This window comes from Bordetella sp. FB-8 (assembly GCF_000382185.1).
Taxonomy (GTDB): Bacteria; Pseudomonadota; Gammaproteobacteria; order Burkholderiales; family Burkholderiaceae_B; genus Bordetella.
The window spans coordinates 227,952-245,838 of the sequence record NZ_KB907784.1; the positions used below are offsets into that span (position 1 = coordinate 227,952).

Annotated in this window: 12 protein-coding genes and 1 tRNA gene; 8 read left to right on the top strand and 5 right to left on the bottom strand. The window is 63.7% G+C overall.

All coding sequences use genetic code 11. The features are described from left to right. Positions 1–7: 7 nt before the first annotated feature. The 5 genes from H143_RS0101125 to H143_RS0101145 are packed head-to-tail and all read left to right on the top strand — an operon-like array spanning position 8 to position 7,975. Positions 8–1,534, top strand: coding sequence for a type I restriction-modification system subunit M (locus tag H143_RS0101125; protein WP_019936379.1), 1,527 nt, complete (start codon positions 8–10; stop codon positions 1,532–1,534). Next, entirely contained in the window at positions 1,527–2,669 is a 1,143-nt protein-coding gene (locus H143_RS19675) for a virulence RhuM family protein (protein ID WP_019936380.1), read from the top strand. The genes H143_RS0101125 and H143_RS19675 overlap by 8 nt, the downstream gene beginning before the upstream one ends. Next, on the top strand, positions 2,659–3,915 hold the full coding sequence (locus tag H143_RS0101135; protein WP_081626981.1) for a restriction endonuclease subunit S: 1,257 nt from the start codon (positions 2,659–2,661) through the stop codon (positions 3,913–3,915). Before H143_RS19675 ends, H143_RS0101135 begins: the two co-directional genes overlap by 11 nt. After that, the gene (locus tag H143_RS0101140; protein ID WP_019936382.1) at positions 3,912–7,223 is read left to right on the top strand and encodes a type I restriction endonuclease subunit R; all 3,312 of its coding nucleotides are present in this window, start codon (positions 3,912–3,914) and stop codon (positions 7,221–7,223) included. Before H143_RS0101135 ends, H143_RS0101140 begins: the two co-directional genes overlap by 4 nt. 2 nt (positions 7,224–7,225) lie before the next feature. Beyond that, positions 7,226–7,975, top strand: coding sequence for a M48 family metallopeptidase (locus H143_RS0101145; protein WP_019936383.1), 750 nt, complete (start codon positions 7,226–7,228; stop codon positions 7,973–7,975). A 37-nt stretch (positions 7,976–8,012) separates the two neighbouring features. Here H143_RS0101145 and H143_RS19680 read toward each other — a convergent pair whose 3' ends face one another. Next, positions 8,013–9,422: a tetratricopeptide repeat protein gene (locus H143_RS19680; RefSeq protein ID WP_019936384.1), complete on the bottom strand. Its 1,410-nt coding sequence runs from the start codon at positions 9,420–9,422 to the stop codon at positions 8,013–8,015. Positions 9,423–9,800: 378 nt separating this feature from the next. On the opposite strand from H143_RS19680, the gene H143_RS0101155 reads away from it, so the two are divergent. From H143_RS0101155 to H143_RS0101165, 3 genes are all read left to right on the top strand, one after another. Further along, a tRNA-Leu gene (locus H143_RS0101155) sits at positions 9,801–9,885 on the top strand. Between the two features lie 96 nt (positions 9,886–9,981). Then, positions 9,982–11,478 carry an APC family permease gene (locus H143_RS0101160; protein ID WP_019936385.1) on the top strand — a complete coding sequence of 499 codons (1,497 nt, stop codon included), beginning with the start codon at positions 9,982–9,984 and terminating at the stop codon, positions 11,476–11,478. A gap of 138 nt (positions 11,479–11,616) precedes the next feature. Continuing rightward, a complete protein-coding gene (locus H143_RS0101165) occupies positions 11,617–12,216 on the top strand; it encodes a PIN domain-containing protein (protein ID WP_019936386.1) in 600 nt (199 codons plus the stop codon). Positions 12,217–12,228: 12 nt separating this feature from the next. On the opposite strand, the gene H143_RS0101170 is transcribed toward H143_RS0101165, so the two are convergent. The 4 genes from H143_RS0101170 to pnp form a co-directional block, all read right to left on the bottom strand. After that, the gene (locus H143_RS0101170; protein WP_019936387.1) at positions 12,229–13,449 is read right to left on the bottom strand and encodes a threonine ammonia-lyase; all 1,221 of its coding nucleotides are present in this window, start codon (positions 13,447–13,449) and stop codon (positions 12,229–12,231) included. Positions 13,450–13,465: 16 nt separating this feature from the next. After that, on the bottom strand, positions 13,466–14,188 hold the full coding sequence (locus H143_RS0101175) for a hypothetical protein (RefSeq protein ID WP_369751050.1): 723 nt from the start codon (positions 14,186–14,188) through the stop codon (positions 13,466–13,468). Positions 14,189–14,267: 79 nt separating this feature from the next. After that, positions 14,268–15,614 carry a glucarate dehydratase gene (gene gudD / locus H143_RS0101180; RefSeq protein ID WP_019936390.1) on the bottom strand — a complete coding sequence of 449 codons (1,347 nt, stop codon included), beginning with the start codon at positions 15,612–15,614 and terminating at the stop codon, positions 14,268–14,270. 72 nt (positions 15,615–15,686) lie between these two features. Then, positions 15,687–17,825, bottom strand: a complete 2,139-nt coding sequence (gene pnp / locus H143_RS0101185) for a polyribonucleotide nucleotidyltransferase (RefSeq protein WP_019936391.1) — start codon at positions 17,823–17,825, stop codon at positions 15,687–15,689. Between the last annotated feature and the right edge of the window lie 62 nt (positions 17,826–17,887).

The following is a 17,887-nucleotide window of genomic DNA, read 5'->3' on the forward strand; positions in this document are numbered from 1 at the left end:
CCACACCATGAACGACACCACCACCGACATCACCGCTGTCAGCCAGGACGACATCAACGCCGCCGTCTGGGCCGCCTGCGACACCTTTCGCGGCACCGTGGACCCAAGCATCTACAAGGACTTCGTCCTGACCATGCTGTTCCTCAAGTACGTGTCGGATGTCTGGCAAGACCACTACGACGCCTACAAGAAGCAGTACGGCGATCACCCTGAGTTGATCGAAGAAATGCTCAAGAACGAGCGTTTCCTGCTGCCCGCCAGCGCCAGCTTTTATGCCTTGCACACCCTGCGGCACAGCCCCGGCAATGGCGAGCGCATCGACAAGGCCCTGCATGCTATCGAAGAGGCCAACATCACCAAGCTGCGCGATGTGTTCCAGGACATCAGCTTCAACTCCAACAAGCTGGGCGACGAGCAGCAGAAGAACGACATCCTGCGCCACCTGCTGGAGGACTTCGCCAAGCCTGAGCTGGATTTGCGCCCCAGCCGTGTCGGACAGCTCGATGTGATCGGCAACGCCTACGAGTTCCTCATCAAGAACTTTGCATCCACCAGCGGCAAGAAGGCGGGTGAGTTCTACACCCCGCCCGAAGTCTCCGCGCTGATGGCGCGCCTGATGGTGCCGCAAGAGGGCGATGAAATCTGCGACCCCACCTGCGGCTCCGGGTCGCTGTTGATGAAGTGCGGCCGCCTGATCCGTGAGAACACGGGTTCACGCAAGTACGCGCTCTATGGGCAAGAAGCCATCGGCGGCACCTGGGCACTGGCCAAGATGAACATGTTTCTGCACGGCGAGGACAACCACCGCATCGAATGGGGCGACACCCTCCGCAACCCCAAGCTGCTCGACGGCGCGGCGAGCCTCAAGCACTTCGATGTCGTGGTGGCCAACCCGCCGTTCAGCCTGGAAAAGTGGGGCTTTGAGGGCGCCGACGCCGACAAGTTCAGCCGCTTTCGCCGGGGCGTGCCGCCGCGCACCAAGGGCGACTACGCCTTCATCCTGCACATGATCGAGACCATGAAGCCCGGCACCGGTCGCATGGCTGTGGTCGTGCCGCATGGCGTGCTGTTCCGTGGCGCTGCCGAAGGCCGCATTCGCCAGAGGCTGATCGAAGAGAACCTGCTCGACGTGGTGATAGGCCTGCCCGAAAAACTGTTCTACGGCACCGGCATCCCCGCCGCTGTGCTGGTGTTCCGCAAGAACAAGGCCGACGACAAGGTGCTGTTCATCGACGCCAGCCGCGACTTCGAGGCCGGCAAGAACCAGAACCTGCTGCGCGAAACCGACCTGCAGCGCATCCTGACCACCGCCGCCACACGGCAGAGCGTGGACAAGTACGCCTACCTCGCCTCGCCAGCGGAGATCGCCGAAAACGACTTCAACCTCAACATCCCACGCTATGTGGACACCTTTGAGGAAGAAGCCGAAATCGACCTGATGGCGGTGCGCAAGGAGCGTGAGCAGCTCAAAGCCGAGCTGGCCAGCCTGGAAACCCAGATGGCTGTCTACCTGAAGGAGTTGGGCTATGAATAAACCACGCAAAACCAGCTCGGCGCAGACGACTCCTGCCCTCAACGTGCACGGTCAGGCGGCGGGAACCGAGTTCCTGCTCTACGAAACCGAAGATGGCCGCACACGGGTGGAATGCCGCTTCGTGGACGACTCGCTGTGGCTCCCTCAGGCTTTGATGGCTGAGTTGTTCCAGACCAGCAAGCAGAACATCAGCCTTCACGTCAAAAACGTGCTGGCCGAGGGCGAATTGCAGGCAGCGGCAACCGTCAAGGATTACTTGACAGTTCAAACCGAGGGTACCCGGCAGGTGCGCCGCAAGGTGCAGCTCTACAACCTCGACATGATTCTGGCCGTGGGCTACCGGGTGAAGTCACCCCGTGGCACCCAGTTCCGCCGCTGGGCCACCGAGCGCCTGGGTGAATACCTGCTCAAAGGTTTCACGATGGACGACGAGCGCCTGAAGAACCCGCCCGTGGGGGACTCGGCGTTGCCAGACCGCTTTGGCGAATTGCTGGAGCGCATCCGCGACATTCGCGCCAGCGAGCGCCGCATGTACCTGCGGGTTCGTGAAATCTTCGCCCTGGCGGCTGACTACACCCCCACGCTGCCCGAGACCACGGCCTTCTTTCGCATTATCCAGAACAAGCTGCACTACGCCGTGTCCGGCCAGACCGCCGCCGAAATCATCCGCCGCCGTGCCGACCACAACCAGCCCAACATGGGCCTGACCAGCACCCGCAAGGGCCAGGTGCAGAAAGCCGACGTGGGCGTGGCCAAGAACTACCTGAATGAACAGGAAATCACCGATCTGAACCGTATCGCCACCATGTGGTTGGACTTTGCCGAGGACCAGGCCACGCGCCGCAAAGAGGTGTTTCTGAAAGACTGGGCCGAAAAGCTCGATGCCTTCCTGAGATTCAACGACCGGCAAGTGCTGGTGGGTGCTGGCAAGGTGTCGCACAAGCAGGCGGTCGCCCATGCGCAAAACGAGTACGAGCAATTTGCAGCGCAGCGGCGGGCGGCGCTGGAGGCGGAAGGTGAGGCTTATGCCATGCGCATGCTGGGTTCGGGTTCGACCGACGACAGCGCCGTGGCAGCTTTGGGCACGGTTGCCAAGCGGCTGACGAAGAAGAAGGGAGGGAGTGATGCTGCTTAAGGGGTGGAAGCGTTCAACGCTTGGTGAGTGCACAAAGCTTCTTTCCGGCAACACGCCAAGTAAGGAGCGTCAAGACTATTGGTCCGGCGACTTTCCTTGGGTGACTGTGAAAGACATGAAAACTCCTTGGCTCCACAGGACGGGGCTGACCCTTACCCAGACTGGCAAAGCAGCAGCATCAGTAGCACCTGCGAATTCCATCTTGGTAGTGACACGTGGAATGGCCTTGCTAAAGGATCTTCCGATCAGCCTTGCCATGAGGGATGTTGCCTTCAACCAAGACATCAAGGCAATCGTTCCCAATCAAGGTCTGGATGCCCGCTTTCTTGCGTACCAACTGCAAAGCAAGAAGCACGCAGTATTGGATATGGTCGATACCGCAGGCCACGGAACAGGAAAGCTTGACACGGACCTACTGAAGTCTGTTGATCTGGTGGTGCCGCCGATCCCGGAGCAGCGCCGCATCGCCCAAATTCTCTCCACCTGGGACCAAGCCATCGCCACCATAGAGCGGCTGGGTGCCAACAGCCTGAACCAGAAACTGCTTCTTTCGCAGCAGATGTTGACTGGCAAGGTTCGCCTCCGCAGCTTCAATGCGAGTGGGCAAAAACGCAAAACACCCTATGGTTCATTGCCTCTGGAATGGGGTTATCGCCGGATAGGCGACGTTGCGACAGAAGTCAGCCAAAAGCTGGGCGAGGCTGCGCCGTATCGGGTGTTGTCATGTACTAAGCACCAAGGACTGGTTGACTCGCTGAGCTATTTCAATAAGCAGGTGTTTAGCATTGACACTTCGACGTACAAGGTGGTTCCCCGTGGCTACTTCGTGTACGCGACCAATCACATTGATGAAGGGTCCATCGGTCACCAAAACTTGTACGACTTCGGTTTGGTGAGCCCGATGTACACCGTCTTCAAAGCGACCGATAAAGTTGTCGATGCCTACCTCTTTGCGTTGCTGAAGACAGAGCACTACCGCCAAATTTTCGCGTCCGCAACCAACGCATCGGTAGACCGCCGAGGCAGTCTGCGCTGGAAAGATTTTCGGAACCTCCACATTCCACTGCCATCAATTGAAGAGCAACAGGCGATTGCGAAGGTGCTAACTGAAGCAGGCCGCGAAGCTGACTTGTTGCAGGCTCAATTGGCTCTGCTTCGCGAGGAAAAGGCCGCACTAATGTCCCAGCTCTTCACCGGCAAGCGCCGCGTCAAGTTGCCGGACGCTGAAACAGAGGTGCAGGCATGAACACCACGCCCAACTCCCGCGAACAGTACAGCGCCCACCTGCCCGCGCTGCACCTACTTTGCAACCTGGGTTGGAACTTTCTGACCACGGCACAGGCTTTGGCCCTGCGCGGCAGCACGCGCGAGGTGCTGCTCAAGCCCCGGCTGATTGACGTGTTGCAAACCCGGCGCTACGAATACAAGGGCCAGTGGTATCCGCTCTCGCCCAGCGGCATCGACCAGATCGTGCGCGAGTTGTCGGCACTCAGCCTGGCCGAAGGGCTGATGCCCGCCAACGAGCGGCTGTACGGCAAGCTGGCGCTGGGCATTACGGTGACGGAGTTCATGCCTGATGGCAAGAAGCACCAGCCCACCATTCCCGTGATCGACTGGGCCGAGGCTACGGCCAACCGCTGGGATGTGACCGAAGAGCTGGAGGTGCTGGCAGCGCAAGGCACGCACCACCGCACGCCGGATGTGGTGGCGTATGTGAACGGCATCCCCCTGGTGGTGATCGAAGCCAAGCGGCCCGAGTCGGGCGGTGGCAGCCACTCCGCCAAGGCGATGGTGACGGAGGGCATCAGCCAACACCTGCGCAACCAGCGACCGGACGAGATTCCCAACCTGTTTGCCTACGCCCAACTGTTGCTGGCCATCAGCCAGACCGAGGGGCGCTACGGCACCACGCACACGGCGGCGAAGTTCTGGGCCAAGTGGCGGGAGGAGGAGTTCGACGAAGCCCACATGCAGGCGCTCAAGAACAAGGCACTCAAGCCGGATGTGCGCACTGCGCTGTTCGACGGCAAGCCTGCCGCACTGGCGGCGTACTTCGACACGCTGTGGGGCGCCCCCATGCAGGCCACCGAACAGGACCGCTTGTTGGTGAGCCTGTTGACCCCGGCACGGTTGCTTGAGTTCCTGCGCGGCTATGTGCTCTTCGACCGCAAAGTGGGCAAGATCGTGGCCCGCTACCAGCAGTTCTTTGGCATTCGGGCGCTGCTGGCGCGCATCAGCCAGATGAAGCCCGAATCGCAAGGCGGTGGCCGCGAGGGTGGTGTGGTGTGGCACACCACAGGGTCGGGCAAGAGCTTCACGATGGTGTTCCTGACCAAGGCGCTGCTGTTGGTGGATGCCTTGAAGGAATGCCGCGTGGTGGTGGTGACCGACCGCATTGACCTGGAAACCCAGCTCGCCCGCAACTTCATGACCGGTGGTGCCTTTGGCTCCAGCATCGCCACACAGAAAGACGGCGAGAAGAGCCGCACCTTGTCTGGCCGCGATCTGGCCCAGCGCATCGGCAAGGGCACCGAGCGCATCACCTTCACGCTGGTGCACAAGTTCAATACGGCGTCCAAGTTGCCGGAGTGCCGCAACGACTCAGCCGACATGATCGTGCTGGTGGACGAAGGCCACCGCAGCCACGGCGGCGAAACCCACGAGCGCATGAAGAAGGCACTGCCCAAAGCGGCCTACATCGCCTTCACGGGTACGCCCTTGCTCAAGGACGAGAAGACGGCCAACAAGTTCGGCCCCATCGTGCACGCCTACACCATGCAGCGCGCGGTGGAGGACGAAACCGTGGCCCCGTTGCTGTATGAAGAGCGTATACCCGAGCTGGACATCAACGAGGAGGCTGTGAACCGCTGGTTCGAGAAGATCACCAGCAACCTCAGTGATGCCCAGCGCACCGACCTGAAAAAAAAGTTCGCCAAGAAGGGGGCCGTCTACGGTGCAGCCAATCGCATTGAGCTGATCGCATGGGACATCGCCACCCACTTTAACGAAAACATCAAGAAGCTGGGGCTCGGCCTGAAAGGCCAGGTCGCCACCGACAGCAAGCTCGACGCCATCCGCTACAAGAAGGCGTTGGACGACACTGACTTGGTGACCAGTGCGGTGGTGATCTCGGCCCCGGACACGCGTGAAGGCAACTCCGATGTGGACGAGGACACATTGCCCGAGGTGCAAAAGTGGTGGAAGCAGGCCATGGCCACCTGCAGCAACGATGCCGAGGCCTATGAGAAGCAAGTGGTCAATGACTTTGGCACGGACGGCGCACCTGACCTGCTGATCGTCGTGGACAAGCTGCTGACGGGTTTCGACGAGCCGCGCAATACGGTGCTGTACATCGACAAGCCCCTGAAAGGGCACAACCTGATCCAGGCCGTGGCGCGCGTCAACCGCTTGCATGACGCCAAGCGGTACGGCGTGCTGGTGGACTACCGAGGCATCTTGAAGGAACTCGACACCGCCATCCGCGCCTACCAGGACCTGGAATCCCGCACCCAGGGTGGCTTCGACATCAGCGACCTGCAGGGCCTGTACCACCAGTTCAGCACGGAGTACAAGCGCCTGCCTGCTTTGCACGATGAACTGTGGTCGTTCTTCACGTCGGTGACCAACAAGCTCGACCGCGAGCAGTACCGGCAAGTACTGGCACCAAGGTTCGTCAGAGGCACTGACGGCGAAGAGCATGATGAACGGCAGAAACTGCGAGACGACTTCTATGATGCACTGACTGCCTTCGGCTTGTGCTTGCAGACCGCGCTCTCATCACGCAGCTTCTTCGAGGACAAGAGCTTTTCTGAAGCGCAAATCGCCCGGTACAAGGCCGACCTTCGCTTCTTCACCGAACTGCGCCAGACCGCCCGTCGCGATGCCATGGAGACAGTGGATTACAGCGTCTACGAAGAGCAAATACGCAAACTGGTGGACAAGCAGGTCATCGGCACAGAGGTGCGCGAACCTGAAGGCGTCTATCTGGTGCACCAGTTAGGGCAAGCGGAAGACCCGAAGGACTGGTCGGAAGAAAAGACGCGCAATGAGACGGACATGATCCGCACCCGGCTGCGCAAGACCATCGAGCAGGAACTGGCGACCGACCCCTATGCGCAGAAGGTGTTTGGTGAACTGCTGCGCCAGGCCATCGCTGAGGCGCAGGCGATGTTCGACCATCCGTTGAAACAGTACGCCCTGTTCAAGTCCTTTGAGGAAAAACTGGACGCCCGAGCCACCCCGGACATGCCGGATGCATTGGCAGACAAGCCACATGCCAAGGCCTACTTTGGCGCCATGCGTCTGGTGCTGGGGGACGAGGCCTTTGCGGCTCTGAGTGGCGATGCGAAGGACAAGCTGGTGCAACAAGCGATTGCCATGGACACCGTGGTGCGCGACGCCGTGGCAGAGAACTCGCTCAACCCACAGAACATTGAGGCTGCCATTCGCAAGAGCCTGCTGCCCCTGTTGTTTGGCACGCTGGGTTTGGATAACGCCAAGCTGGTGGTCGAGCAAGTCATCCAGATCACGCGTGTCGGGTTGAGCAAGTCTTGAGCATGCTGGTCACTGAACGTGTCTCGCAGCACCGCTTCGCCTATGGCGATGAAGTCATCGCCTTCAGCCTGCGCCGCCAACCTTCGCGCACTGTGACGCGCGTTGCCATTCATGTGGAGCCCGACGCACGCGTGCTGGTGGATGCACCCGACACCGCGCCCCTGGTTGATGTGATGACTGCCGTGAAAAAGCGGGCGCGCTGGATCAGCCTGCATGTGAAAGCAGCCAGGGCACGACTGGCCCATATGCTGCCCCGCGAGTATGTGAGCGGGGAGTCTCTGCACTATCTAGGCCGCCGCTATCGCTTGAAGGTCGTCGTCGACGCAGAGGCCAGGGCGCAGGCTCGGATGCGCGGCGCTTTCATCACCGTGACGGCGCGGGAACATGCATCGGCCCCGATCAAGATGGCCTTGGATGCCTGGTATCGGCAGCGAGCGCGGGAAGTGTTCGCGGATCGCCTTGCCGCCGTGGCAGCCCCCTTGCGATGGGTCAAGCAGCTTCCACCGACGCGCCTGCAGTTCATGACTGTGCAATGGGGAAGCTGCTCACCCTCGGGCCGCATCACACTGAACCCGTTGCTGGTGAAGGCGCCACGGGAGTGCATCGACTACGTGCTGCTCCATGAGCTGTGCCACCTGCTCCACCACAACCACAGTCCCAAGTTCTACCGCACCTTAGATCGGCACATGCCGAACTGGCGAGCGGTGAAGGAAAAGCTCGACAACATGGCGCAAGACGTTTTCCGCGCCTGAAAGACATCGAATCAAGACCAATCCTGCGGCGGCCGCCTCAGCAGATGCGTATCGCCACCTGCCGCGTCATGAAGCTGCAGCACAGAATTTCATGGCGCCAGCCGAATTGCGCCGCAGCCTGGTTGAACGCCTTGAATTCGTCCTCGCGCCAGGACACGTTGCCGATGTATTCGTCGAACACCAGCACCGTGCCGGACCCGATCTGCCCGGCAAACTGCGACAGCACCGTGCAGGTGGAACTGTACAGGTCGCAGTCGATGTTCATCATGCGCACAGGGCCTTTTTCCCGCGCGATGAAAGGCGGGATGGAGTCCTCGAACCAGCCCGCGTGCAGGGTGACGCTGTCCGGCACCTGCGGGATGAATCCCTCGGTGGAATAGCTGCCGCGGGCCTCGTGGTTCCAGTCCTCGGGGATGCCCTGGAAACTGTCGAAGCCATGAACCGGGCCGTCCACCATGGCTGCGATCATGCGGATGGACTTGCCTCGATAAACGCCGAATTCCAGCACCAGGCCGTCGGACCGGGCCTGCGCCAGGGCCAGCTCGAACACCCGGGCGCCGCTGCCCACCAGCGTGGGCTTCCCCTGCTCCTTGAGGTATTGCCAGGCGTCCAGATCATGATGCAGCGCGGGCTGCGCGGCGACGGCCGCGAAGCAGGCCTGCGCCTGTTGCGCATCGCCCGCCAGATCGTGCAGCATGCCCAGGATGAGGCGGTACAGGCCGTTGTCCGGCGCCGACCGCGCAGCCTGCTCCATGCAGTCGACGGCGCCCGCGGTATCGCCCTGGTCGAGCAACAGCCCGTGCAGGTTGTACCAGGCCTCGGCGCAATCCGGCGCCAGCGAGATGGCCTGGCGGAACATGGCCTGCGCTTCTTCGCCCTTGCCCTGCTCGACCAGCGCGACGCCCAGGCCGTTATGGGCCGCGGCATGGTCAGGCTGCAGGGCGATGGTCTGGCGGAACCAGGATTCGGCCTGGTCCGGCTCGAAGCGGCGCTGGTAGACCACGCCCAGGTTGTAGTGCAAGGCGGCGCGGTCCGGGTTCAGGTCCAGCGCGCAGCGGTAGCTGGCGATGGCCTCCGAGGTTTTGCCTTGCTCCAGCAGCGCGCTGGCCAGGCCGCTGTGCGCCTCGACATAATCGGGCTTCAGGCTGAGTGCGCAGCGATAGTAGTCCGCGCCTTCGGCGTACTTGCCCTGGCGGCAATGGACGGCGCCCATATGCAGCGGAAACGCCGCATGCCGCGGATCGACGCGGGCGCCGCGGGCAAAACACGCCATCGCCGTCTTGTAATCGCCCAGCTGCTGCGCGCACAGGCCGCGCAGCCAAAGGGCATGCAGGTCGTCGGGGCTGGGCTTGAGGATGTCGGCGCAAACGGCCGCCGCCTGTTTGAATCGACCCGCCTGGTAATGTGCCAGGCCGGCTTGAATGGGCGGCACTTTCTTGTTTTTCATGACAGACGCGCGGCGCATGCGCCGGCCTTGCAATATGACAGTTAGTAGTTATGGTGTCCGGGGTTTGGAACGAGCGCTGCCCTCCCCGGGTGCCCGAGAATGCTTCCCGGCATTCTCGATACGGTCTCCTGGCGCGCTATGTTATGTGCTTCTGCGCGGCGCGGCGGCTAGCGTTTATACGATTAGCGTTTATACGGATGGCGGACCGAAAACCGCCTTGGCGCCAAGACTTGGCAACAGCGTCCGCAAGACTTCTTGACGGGCCGGCCGCACTGCCCCGGGCTGGTTTGAAACGCTGCGACGATGACACCGCCGGATGCGGTGTTATAGTGCCGCGATCCTGCCGCAAGCCGCTCCATGGCCGTCGTCCGGCACAGAGCACCCATGGCGAAATTGGTAGACGCAAGGGACTTAAAATCCCTCGCCGCAAGGCGTCCCGGTTCGACCCCGGGTGGGTGCACCAATAGCGGCATTTCGTTTTTCAGGGCAGGATAAGGACCGAATTCGTAGCGCGGAAACAGCCCGTCCGGCCCAGGCCGGCGCCATCCGGAGAGACACGATGAGTAGGACCGAATCCGAGACCGATCAGAATTTCCGCCTGAGCAAGACGCTGGGGGTGCTGGCCATCATGGCGTCCGCCGTCACGCAGGAATACGGGGCGGGCATCAATTTCGTGGCGGTGCAGAGCCTGAGCGTCTATCCGGCGATCCGCGACCTGGTGCCGCTGGCCATGTTCGTGACCGGGATGCTGGTGCTCGCCAAGACCTATCTGTACGCCCGCTTCTCGCAGGCGATGCCCAGCGCCGGCTCGGCCTATGCGTGGACGGTGCGCAGCCTCGGGCTGACGACCGGCTTCGTGGCCAACTTCATCTGGTGGATCGGCGTGACCTCCGCGATGGGTTTTCTCGCCTTCGCCTTCGGCACGTTCCTCGGCCAGGCGTGCGCGAGCGCCGGCTTGCCCGTGGGCGCCGCCATCATGACGCCGACCGGGCACATCATCGTCGGCCTGCTGGCCATCTGGCTGGTCTTCGCCATTCATGCCAGCGGCGTGCACCACTACGGCAGGTTCGTGCTGGCGCTGTTCGGGCTGATCGTGCTGGTCGCGCTGACGATCATCGTGATTGCCCTGGACACCACGCCGCAGACCTTTCTGCAGATGGCGAGCACCCGGCACAATCTGGTGCTGACCGAGCCCGCCGGACTGCCGCCGTTCAGCCTGAGCGCGTTCTTTTCCGTGTGCAGCCTGTTCATTTTCGCGTACGGGGGCATCAGCGCCGCGCCGGGACTGGGCGGCGAGTCGCGCAATGCCAGCGCCACGGTGCCGCGCGGCATCATGTGGGCATGGCTGGTCGCGGTCGTGCTGTTCACGGCCGTCTGCGCGGCGCTGTTCCATGCGGCGCCGTGGTGGGCCGTCATCGGCCTGATCAAGGCGGGCAAGTCGTCGCTGGCGACCGCGCCGGGGCTCATCAGCGTCATCGCGCCGCATGCGGTGAGCGTGCTGCTCAATTTCGTGGTGGCGCTGGTGGTGGGCAAGACGCTCGCGCCGCAGATGATGTGCGCCTCGCGCATGGCTTTCGCGTGGGGCCAGGATGGCATGTTCGGTGAGCGCTTTGTGCAGACGTCGCAGCGGCGCGTGCCGATGGCGGCCCTGATGCTCTCGGCCGGGCTCGCATCGCTTTTCCTGCTGGAGTCGGCCTATATCGGCTGGTCGCTCGGCGTGGTGGTGCGCTCGCTGAGCGTGCTGCTGATCTGGTTCCTGATTGCGCTCGGGGCGCTCAATCTGCGCTGGAATCCGCGTTTCTCCCAGGCTTCCTGGAGCGCGCCGCTCAGGCGCGACCCCTGGCTTGCGGTTGCCGCGCTCGCCTCGCTCGTGATCACCGCCGTGCTGTTTCGCGCGGCCGCGATCTCCCCGCACACGCCTTTCGTTTTCCAGCCCCTGGTCCAGGGCGCCGTGCTGGCGCTGGTGGCGTTGGCGATCCTGGCGCGCGCCCGGCGCCGCGCCGGGCATGCCGGGGTGGACCTGGGCCGGCAGGTGGCCGCGCCGCCGCTGGAGTGATCCGGCCCGGGTAAGATGGAGCCCCCGCGCGCCGGCCTGAACCAGGCGCGGCGCGCCGTCCCGAAAAACCGCGATGAACCACGACCCATACCCTGCGCCCGCCCCGGGCAAGGCCGAAGCGTTTTTGCTCGCCCGCACATGACCGTTGCCGGCCCCGCCGCCCCCTTCGTCGTGCTGGACGCCTGCGTGCTCATGTCCACCATACTGCGCCAGCTGCTGCTGCGCGCAGCGCAGGAAGGCGTCTTCCAGCCGGTCTGGACCGAGCGCATCGGCGAGGAATGGCGCCGCAACGCGGCCCGCTTGTGGGGCGCCCCTCGCGAGATCCTGGACGGTCTGTGGCAGAACATGAACCAGGCTTTCCCGGGTGCCATGGAACACGACACGCAGGCCTACGAAGCCGGCTTGCGCTATAGCGACGCCAAAGATTTTCACGTCATCGCCGCCGGCCTGGCGCGGCGCGCGCGCTGCGGGCTGCAGCGCGTGCCGGTAGTGCAGGTGATGACCTGGAACCTGAAGGACTTCAATCGCTCCGAGCTGCGCAGGCAGGGCCTGGACGTGTTCAACCCGGACGTGATGCTGGCCCGCTGGTGGCCGGCCGCGGAGCCGGCGCTACGATCCGCGCTGGAGCCTGTCGAACAGGATTACGTGGCCCTGGGGCGCGAGCCTCTGGAACTGGCCGCGATCCTGCACCGGGAAAGACTGTACCGGCTGGCCAGGCTCGCGGGCGGCGTAGGGTAGGCGCGGGCGGCGTCAATGCCCGTAGCGGCTGGCGGTAAAGCCCGCCGCATTGAGCACGTCGATGACTTCCTGGATGTGCTCCGGCCCGCGCGTCTGCAGGACGAACTCGACCTCGACATCGCGCGCCGACAGCGTGCTGAAGGCTCGCTGATGATGCACTTCGGTAATGTTGGCGTGGGCGTCGGCGATCAGCTTGGTGACCTGGGCCATGGCGCCGGGCAGATCGCGCAGATCGACCCGGATGCGGGCCAGCCTGCCGCCACGTACCATGCCGCGCTCGATGAGTTCGCCCAGCATGAGCGGGTCGATGTTGCCGCCGCACAGCACCAGGCCGATGCGCTTGCCCTGGAACCAGGCGTCCTGGCCGCGCGCGCGGTCGCGCAGCAGGGCCGCCAGGCCCGCGGCGCCGGCGCCTTCCACCACCGTCTTTTCGATTTCGAGCAGCACCACGATGGCATGCTCGATATCCGCCTCGGCGACCAGTTCGATGCGATCGACCAGGCGGCTGATGACCTGACGGGTGATCTGGCCTGGCGACTTGACCGCGATGCCCTCGGCGATGGTGTAGGGCCCTGACGGCATCTCGCGTCCGTGCATGGCCGCATACATGGCGGGAAAGCGCTCGGTCTGCACGCCGATGACTTCGATGCCGGGTTTGAGGCCCTTGGCCGCCGTGGCGATGCCCGAGATCAGCCCGCCGCCGCCGATGGCGATGACCAGGGTGTCCAGGTCGGGCTGGTCTTCGAGCATTTCCAGCGCCACGGTACCCTGCCCTGCGATGATGGCCTCGTCGTCGTAGGGATGGATCATGATCAGGCCGCGCTGGCGTATGAGCTCCTGGCTGTGCGCCACGGCGTCGTCGAAGGTGTCGCCTTCGAGCACCACCTCGGCGCCGAAGCGCCGCGTGTTGGCCACTTTGACCGTGGGCGTGAAGCGCGGCATGACGATGACGGCCGGCACGCCCATGCGCTGTGCGTGGTAGGCCACGCCTTGCGCGTGGTTGCCCGCCGACACCGCGATGACACCCTTGGCCCGTTCTTCGCCGGATAGCGCCAGCATGCGGTTCAACGCCCCGCGCTCCTTGAACGAGGCGGTGAACTGCAGGTTCTCGAACTTGAGCCAGATCTGCGCGCCCAGCATGTCGGACAAGGTGCGCGACAGCATGAAAGGGGTCTTGAGCACTTGCCCTTGCAGCCGCTGGCGGGCGGCCTGCACGGTGGAGAGATCGATCATGGTGGGAAGATTCCGGTCAGCGCACGGGCAGGAGGTTGAAGAGCAACAGGCTCTGGACATAGTCGATGCCGATGCGGCGCACATTTTCGCCCAAAAGGCTGGCCACCAGGTCGAGACGGCCGATGATTTTGCCGAATTCGCGCTCGAAACTCAGGTTAGCAGGCCCCTTGCCCATTTCGTCGGACAGAAGCAAGGGCTCGCCCGAGGCCGTGCGGCGCGTGAGCAGCATCCAGTCGGCGGCCTCGGCGTCGCGCGCCGCATTGTAGATATGCTGGGCGTCGAGCTTGCTGAAGGGGTAGAAGACCCGCTTGCCGTTATGCGCGGCGATGAGAGTGTCGGCCAGTCCGTAGATGAAGGCCGCGACCCGGTCGCCGGTGTACTTGGGATCGAGCGAGACCGACAGGACCTGGATGTCCTGCAGGCCGACAAGGCCGGGAGGCGGCTGGCGTTTTTTTATCAGCTGCTTGACCCACTGCACCGCCGCGGCCTCGCTGGGCTGGCCGCTCTTGCGCCATTCGCGCGGATTGCGGCGATAGAGCTTGTCCAACAAGCGGTACAGGCTGTTGAGGTTGTCGCGCATGACCAGCGTGACGGTGCGGTCGAAATCGGTCTGCACCAGTTGGCCGGCCGACATGGGCGCGGTATCCGGCGTGCTGCCATCCTTGCGCGGCGGGGTCGACGCGCATCCCGCCAAGAGCAGAATGCTCGACACGACTAACACCGACCACCTCATCGCCATGCGCCGGACCTTCCTCGATTGCGAAGTGTCCTGACTTTACCGCGAAATACGCGGGACTACCTCTTCTCGTCAACGCGGATCAGCGCACCAGGCACGGCCGCTTAGGGTCGAATTTCCAGTTGGGGACGAGGTACTGCATGGCGGTCGCATCATCGCGCGCACCCAGGCCGTGCTGCGTGTAGAGCGCGTGCGCCTTTTCCAGCTCGTCCATGTCGATCTCCACGCCCAGGCCCGGCTTTTGCGGCACCTGTACCTTGCCGCCGACAATCCGCAACGGCTCGCGCGTCAGGCGCTGGCCGTCCTGCCAGATCCAGTGCGTGTCGATCGCGGTGATCTTGCCGGGCGCGGCGGCGGCGGCGTGCGTGAACATGGCCAGCGAGATGTCGAAGTGGTTGTTCGAGTGCGAACCCCAGGTCAGGCCCCAGTCGTTGCACATCTGCGCTACGCGCACCGCGCCCTGCATGGTCCAGAAATGCGGATCCGCGAGCGGAATGTCGACCGATTGCAGCAGGACCGCGTGGCCCATCTGGCGCCAGTCGGTAGCGACCATATTGGTGGCCGTGGGCAGGCCCGTGGCGCGGCGGAATTCGGCCATCACCTCGCGGCCCGAATAGCCATTCTCGGCGCCGCACGGGTCTTCCGCGTAGGCCAACACACCATGCTTGTCGCGGCACAGGCGGATCGCCTCGGCGAGCGACCACCCGCCGTTCGGGTCCAGCGTAATGCGCGCCTCGGGAAAGCGCTCGGCCAGCGCCGTGACTGCTTCCATTTCCGCGTCGCCGGCCAGCACGCCGCCCTTGAGCTTGAAATCGTTGAAGCCATAGCGCATTTTCGCGGCCTCGGCCAGGCGCACCACGGCCTGCGGCGTCATGGCCCGCTCGGTGCGCAGGCGCTCCCAGTCGTCGCGTCCGTCGGCGCCGCTGGCATACGGCAGGTCGGTCTTGTTGCGGTCGCCGATGAAGAACAGGTAGCCGAGCATTTCGACCTCGCTGCGCTGCTGGCCTTCGCCCAGAAGCGCAGCCACCGGCACGCCCAAATGCTGGCCCAGCAGGTCCAGCAGCGCGGCCTCGATCGCCGTGACCGCGTGGATCGTCGTGCGCAGATCGAAGGTCTGCAGACCGCGGCCCTCCGTGTCGCGGTCGGCGAACTGCTTGCGCACCGCGTTCAACACCGCCTGCATATTGCCGATGGATTGGCCGACCACGAACGCGCGTGCATCGCCGATCGTCTTCTGGATCGCCTCGCCGCCCGGCACTTCGCCCACGCCGGTATTGCCCGCGCTATCGCGCAGCAACACGATGTTGCGCGTGAAGAACGGGCCGTGCGCGCCACTCAGGTTCAGCAGCATGCTGTCGCGGCCGGCGACCGGCACGACGCGCAGTTCGGTGACCACGGGCGTGTTCGAATGGAAGTTTTGTTCAGACATGATCGAGTCCTGAAAAAAACGCCGCGCGGAATGACTTCCGCGCGGCGTATTGTGCTGTGCTAAGCCGTCGGCTTATTCGGGCTGCGGCGCGGCCTCCGGTGCCTGCTGCTCAATGCCGCCGAGCGCCTTGATCGACAGGCGCAGACGGCCCTTCTCGTCGGCCTCGATGACCTTGACGCGAACCTGCTGGCCCACCTTGAGCACATCGTTGATGTTGGCGATGCGGTAGTTGGCGATCTCGGAGATGTGCAGCAGGCCGTCCTTGCCGGGCAACACTTGCACGATGGCGCCAAAATCCAGCAGGCGCAGCACGGCGCCTTCGTAGACCTGGCCGACTTCGACTTCGGCGGTCAGCTCGGCGATGCGGCGCTGGGCTTCCTTGGCCTTGGTGTCGTCGGCGCTGGCGATGACGATGGTGCCGTCGTCCGAGATGTCGATCTGCGTGCCGGTTTCTTCGGTCAGCGCGCGGATGGTGGCACCGCCCTTGCCGATCACGTCGCGGATCTTCTCGGGGTTGATCTTCATGGTGAGCATGCGCGGCGCGAACTTGGACAGCTCGCTATGCGAACCCGAGATGGCATCGCGCATCTTCTCCAGGATATGCAGACGGCCTTCGCGGGCCTGGGCCAGCGCTACCTGCATGATTTCCTTGGTGATGCCCTGGATTTTGATATCCATCTGCAGCGCGGTCACGCCGCTGACGGTGCCGGCCACCTTGAAGTCCATATCGCCCAGGTGATCTTCGTCGCCCAGGATGTCGGTCAGCACGGCGAACTTGCCCTCGTTCAGGATCAGGCCCATGGCCACGCCGGCCACGTGGTCCTTGAGCGGCACACCGGCGTCCATCATGGCCAGCGAACCGCCGCACACCGAGGCCATCGACGAAGAGCCGTTGGATTCGGTGATTTCCGACACCAGACGGATGGTGTACTGGAAGTCCTGGTGATCGGGCAGCAGCGACACCAGCGAGCGCTTGGCCAGCCGGCCGTGGCCGATCTCGCGGCGCTTGGGCACGCCGATGCGGCCGGTTTCGCCGGTGGCGAAAGGCGGCATGTTGTAGTGGAGCATGAAGCGGTCGCGGTATTCGCCCATGAGCGCGTCGATGATCTGCTCGTCCTGCTTGGTGCCCAGCGTGGCGACCACCAGAGCCTGCGTTTCGCCGCGGGTAAACAGGGCGCTGCCGTGCGCGCGGGGCAGCACGCCCAGGCGGATGCTGATCGGGCGCACCGTGCGGGTGTCGCGGCCGTCGATGCGGGGTTCGCCATTCAGGATCTGGCCGCGCACGATGCGCGCTTCCATGTCGAACAGGATGTTGTCGACGGTGACGCCGTCGGGCGCGTCCTGGCCTGCGGCCACGGCTTGGCTTGCCAGCTTGGCCTTCACGTCAGCGTAGACTTCACGCAGCTTGGCAGTGCGGGCCTGCTTTTCGCGGACCTGGTAGGCGGCGGCCAGGCCTTCCTGGGCCACGGCGGTAACGGCCGAGATCAGGGCTTCGTTCTTGGCCGCGGGCTGCCAATCCCAGTCGGGCTTGCCGGCTTCGCGCACCAGGTCGTGGATGGCGTTGATGACGGACTGCATCTGCTCGTGGCCGTGCACCACGGCGCCGAGCATGATGTCTTCGGGCAGCTGTTTGGCCTCGGACTCGACCATCAACACCGCGGTTTCGGTACCGGCCACGACCAGGTCGAGCATGGAGGTCTTGAGCTGCGAGGCCGTGGGGTTGATGACGTACTGGCCGTCGATATAGCCCACGCGCGCGGCGCCGATGGGGCCATTGAAGGGAATGCCGGAGATGGCCAGGGCGGCCGAGGCGCCGATCATGGCAGCCATGTCGGGGTCGATGTCAGGGTTGACCGACAGCGTGTGGATCACCACCTGGACTTCGTTGTAGAAGCCTTCCGGGAAGAGCGGACGCAGCGGACGGTCGATCAGGCGCGAGGTCAGGGTTTCCTTCTCGGAGGGCTTGCCTTCGCGCTTGAAGAAACCACCGGGAATGCGGCCGGCGGCGTAGGTCTTCTCGATGTAGTCGACAGTCAGGGGGAAAAAGTCCTGGCCGGGCTTGGCCTTCTTGGCGGCAACCACCGTGGCCAGCACGACGGTGTCTTCGATCGAGACCATCACCGCGCCCGAGGCCTGGCGGGCGATCTCGCCCGTTTCCAGCGTGACGGTATGTTGGCCGTACTGGAACGTCTTGGTCACTTTGTTGAACATGACTGTTTATTCCTAATAAATAAAAAACCGTGGCCGCCGCGACGACAGCGCCGCACCGACCA

What these genes read in the sequence shown, in the direction of transcription:
- H143_RS0101125 (WP_019936379.1), top strand. Translation starts at nt 8, where the DNA reads ATGAACGACACCACCACCGACATCACCGCTGTCAGCCAGGACGACATC.
- H143_RS19675 (WP_019936380.1), top strand. Translation starts at nt 1,527, where the DNA reads ATGAATAAACCACGCAAAACCAGCTCGGCGCAGACGACTCCTGCCCTC.
- H143_RS0101135 (WP_081626981.1), top strand. Translation starts at nt 2,659, where the DNA reads ATGCTGCTTAAGGGGTGGAAGCGTTCAACGCTTGGTGAGTGCACAAAG.
- H143_RS0101140 (WP_019936382.1), top strand. Translation starts at nt 3,912, where the DNA reads ATGAACACCACGCCCAACTCCCGCGAACAGTACAGCGCCCACCTGCCC.
- H143_RS0101145 (WP_019936383.1), top strand. Translation starts at nt 7,226, where the DNA reads ATGCTGGTCACTGAACGTGTCTCGCAGCACCGCTTCGCCTATGGCGAT.
- H143_RS19680 (WP_019936384.1), bottom strand. Translation starts at nt 9,422, where the DNA reads ATGAAAAACAAGAAAGTGCCGCCCATTCAAGCCGGCCTGGCACATTAC.
- H143_RS0101160 (WP_019936385.1), top strand. Translation starts at nt 9,982, where the DNA reads ATGAGTAGGACCGAATCCGAGACCGATCAGAATTTCCGCCTGAGCAAG.
- H143_RS0101165 (WP_019936386.1), top strand. Translation starts at nt 11,617, where the DNA reads ATGACCGTTGCCGGCCCCGCCGCCCCCTTCGTCGTGCTGGACGCCTGC.
- H143_RS0101170 (WP_019936387.1), bottom strand. Translation starts at nt 13,449, where the DNA reads ATGATCGATCTCTCCACCGTGCAGGCCGCCCGCCAGCGGCTGCAAGGG.
- H143_RS0101175 (WP_369751050.1), bottom strand. Translation starts at nt 14,188, where the DNA reads ATGGCGATGAGGTGGTCGGTGTTAGTCGTGTCGAGCATTCTGCTCTTG.
- gudD (WP_019936390.1), bottom strand. Translation starts at nt 15,614, where the DNA reads ATGTCTGAACAAAACTTCCATTCGAACACGCCCGTGGTCACCGAACTG.
- pnp (WP_019936391.1), bottom strand. Translation starts at nt 17,825, where the DNA reads ATGTTCAACAAAGTGACCAAGACGTTCCAGTACGGCCAACATACCGTC.